The following is a 3,293-nucleotide window of genomic DNA, read 5'->3' on the forward strand; positions in this document are numbered from 1 at the left end:
TCTCGTTGCCCTGACCAATCCAGATGCCCAGTTCCAGTTCGTAATCCAGACGTGCGCACGGACCAAACGTCGGCTCGGTCTGACCGGCCGGCAAGGTCTGCCCTTTCGGTCGGCGGACATCGGTGCCGGACGGGCGGATAGTTGATGCACGACCGTGATAGCCGATGGGCACGTACTTGTAGTTCGGCAGCAGCGGATTGTCGGGGCGGAACAGTTTGCCGACGTTTTGCGCGTGCTCGATGCCGACATAGAAGTCGGTGTAATCGTTGATTTTCGCTGGCAGGTGCATCGCGCAATGGGCCGCCAAGGGCAGCAGTTTTGCGCCTTGGGCTTCGATCTTGCCGTGCAGGGTGCTGCCTTCTTTGAACAGTTCGATCAGGCGTTCACGCAGGGCAACACGAGCCTCGCGGCCCAGTTCGAAAAACGCATTCAACTGACCGCCACGGGTGGCTTCGACGGCGGTTTTGGCAGCGCCATCGAACAGGCCCGCTTCCAGCGCTGCTTCCAGATCAAAAATATGCTCGCCAATCGCCACGCCGCTACGCGGGGCTGAACCGTTCACGCTGAACACACCCAAAGGCAGGTTTTGCAACGGGAAATCGGCATGGCCGTTGGCGGAGGCAACCCAGCTACGAGTGATGGTTGTCTGAGTCATGAGTTATCTCCGGGTCGGGTCGAAAGTGGCGGGCAGTGTGGCCCAGCAGGCATCGTAATTGGTTTGCAATTGTGGGCAATCGAGGGCGAAACGGCTCGGGCGCAATACCTGGCTGGTCTCGAACATGAAGGCCATGGTGTTGTCGATTTTCGCCGGCGCAAGGTCCGCGTTGATTGCCTTGGTGCAGGTTTCGCCATCAGGGCCGTGAGCGCTCATGCAGCTATGCAAGGACGCACCGCCGGGCACGAAGCCTTCGGCCTTGGCATCGTACTCGCCCTTGATCAGGCCCATGAATTCGTTCATCAGGTTGCGGTGGAACCACGGTGGACGGAAGGTTTTCTCGGCAACCATCCAGCGAGGCGGGAAGATCACGAAGTCCAGGTTGGCCAAACCGTGCACGCTGGTCGGCGACGTCAGAACGGTGAAAATCGACGGGTCCGGATGATCGAAACTGACCGTGCCGATAGTGTTGAAACGGCGCAGGTCATATTTGTACGGCACGTTATTGCCGTGCCAGGCAACCACGTTGAGCGGCGAATGATCCAGCTCACAGCCCCACAACTGGCCAAGAAATTTCTGCACCAGCGTGGTCGGTTGTTTAAGGTTCTCGTAATGCGCAACCGGCGTCAGGAAGTCCCGCGGGTTGGCCAGGCCATTGCTGCCGATCGGCCCCAGGTCTGGCAGACGTAGCGGCGCGCCGTGGTTTTCGGCGATGTAACCTCGCGCTTGAGGGTCGAGCAATTCGACGCGGAACTTCAGCCCGCGCGGCAGCACGGCGATTTCCAGCGGCTCCAGGTCCAGCACGCCGAGCTCGGTGGCGATGCGCAAACGACCGAGCTCCGGCACCAGCAGCAGTTCGCCGTCGGCATTGAAGAACACGCGCTCCATGGAGCGGTTGGCGCGATAGCTATGGATGCTGATTCCGGCCGGTTTTTCCGCACCCGAGTTCGCGGCCATGCTGACCAGACCATCGATGAAATCGGTGGGCTCGCTCGGGATCTCCAACGGGTTCCAGCGCAGGCGGTTGGGGGTCACTTCACCCAATGGGCCGCCGGCAAGTTGTCGATCCAGTTTGACGAACGCCGGGTGATTGGCCGATGGCTGAATGCGGTACATCCAGGTACGCCGCGCTTCACTGCGGGCCATGGTGAACGCAGTGCCAGAAAACAATTCGGTGTAGAGACCATACGGGGCTTTTTGCGGGGAATTCTGGCCGATGGGCAACGCGCCGGGCAACGCTTCACTGCTGAACTCGTTGCCGAAGCCAGACTGATAAGCCAGCGCTGGCGCGGTTGAATCAGGGTTCATGGAGCCTCCTGAACAGGGAGAAGGCGATAACCTGTCACTCTGTTGCAGAGGTTCGGCACGCCTGGGTTATTTTTATCGTAATCTGATTACGCATAACGTAATTTGATTGGTATTGACCGTCAAGCTATAAAGACGCCCATTCGTCCCGGATCAGACCGCCTCCATGGAAACGCCGCGCAACAACGACAAGCAAAAAGTCCGCTCGGCCGAAGTCGGCACCGACATTCTCAAGGCCTTGGCCGAGTTGTCGCCATCGACCTCGCTTTCGCGCCTGGCCGAGCACGTGCAGATGCCGGCGAGCAAGGTTCACCGCTATTTGCAGGCGCTGATCGCCAGCGGTTTTGCCGAGCAAAACTCCGCCACCAACCATTACGGCCTCGGCCGTGAAGCCCTGCGCGTGGGGCTGGCCGCACTTAACAGTATGGACGTGCTGAAAGTCGCCGCCCTGCCCCTGGCCGAGTTGCGCGATGAACTGAATGAAACCTGCTTTTTGGCGGTGTGGGGCAATCAGGGTGCGACCGTGGTGCACATCGAACCTGCCGTGCGCGCGGTGACGGTAGTGACGCAGTTGGGGTCGGTGTTGCCGCTGTTGAGTTCGTCCACCGGGCTGGTGTTTGGTGCTTTTCTTCCCAAACGCGAAACCGTGGATTTACGCGATCAGGAATTGCTGACCGCCACTGCCCACGCTCTGGCGGACGGTCAAGCCTACTCGACGCTGTGCAAGCAGATACGCGAACGCGGTCTGCATCACGTGCATGGTCTACTGATGCCCGGTGTCGATGCGTTGTCGGCACCGGTTTTCAACGCGGTCGGGACCGTAGCAGCGGTAATGACCATAGTCGGCCCGACCTCGTTGTTTCACGCCGACGAAAACGGCCCGGCGGCACAGCGATTGCTGGCGGCGACGCGGGCCGTGAGTTGGCGGATGGGCTATGACCCCATCCATGCAGTGAGTCCGATCAACGATTAATCGCCGCAGTACTAACGCACGATGGTCTTGCTATCTCGCATCTCTGAGTCAGCCAATACGTCCTTGACGATTTGCTGCAGCACTTCGTGCGGGACGTTTTGCCCCGTGGCTTTGGACACAAGGTCTGCCACTGTCTTCGCATCACCCGCGAGTTCGATCAGCGTTTTTTGCGCCGAGGTGATTGCGCCCTTGCCCAGTTCTTTGTATTTGCCGTAGCCCAATAGAGCCAGATCAATCAACGCCCCCTTGAAATGGGTGATGGCTTTATTTTTATCACCATCGTGATAAGCCTGCGCACCTTCAAGAATGTTTTTGGTAATTTGTATCGCGGCGACCGCTAGCCCTAACGGAGGAATGACC

General features: G+C 59.2%; 3 protein-coding genes and 1 pseudogene. 1 reads left to right on the forward strand and 3 read right to left on the reverse strand.

Features of this window, described 5'->3' with window-relative positions; translation table 11 throughout:
* The coding region (locus AC1DRJ_RS22260; protein ID WP_477804039.1) for a fumarylacetoacetate hydrolase family protein at positions 1 to 655 on the reverse strand (655 nt) is incomplete at its 3' end.
* A 3-nt stretch (positions 656 to 658) separates the two neighbouring features.
* Positions 659 to 1,963, reverse strand: a complete 1,305-nt coding sequence (gene hmgA, locus AC1DRJ_RS22265; RefSeq protein WP_477804040.1) for a homogentisate 1,2-dioxygenase — start codon at positions 1,961 to 1,963, stop codon at positions 659 to 661.
* A gap of 163 nt (positions 1,964 to 2,126) precedes the next feature.
* Here hmgA and AC1DRJ_RS22270 point away from each other — a divergent pair, with 163 nt between their 5' ends.
* Complete coding sequence (locus AC1DRJ_RS22270; protein WP_477804041.1) at positions 2,127 to 2,933, forward strand: IclR family transcriptional regulator; 807 nt, start codon at positions 2,127 to 2,129, stop codon at positions 2,931 to 2,933.
* An 11-nt stretch (positions 2,934 to 2,944) separates the two neighbouring features.
* Here AC1DRJ_RS22270 and AC1DRJ_RS22275 read toward each other — a convergent pair.
* Positions 2,945 to 3,293: pseudogene (locus AC1DRJ_RS22275) on the reverse strand (dermonecrotic toxin domain-containing protein); the annotation flags it as partial.

This window comes from Pseudomonas sp. P5_B2, assembly GCF_056400445.1.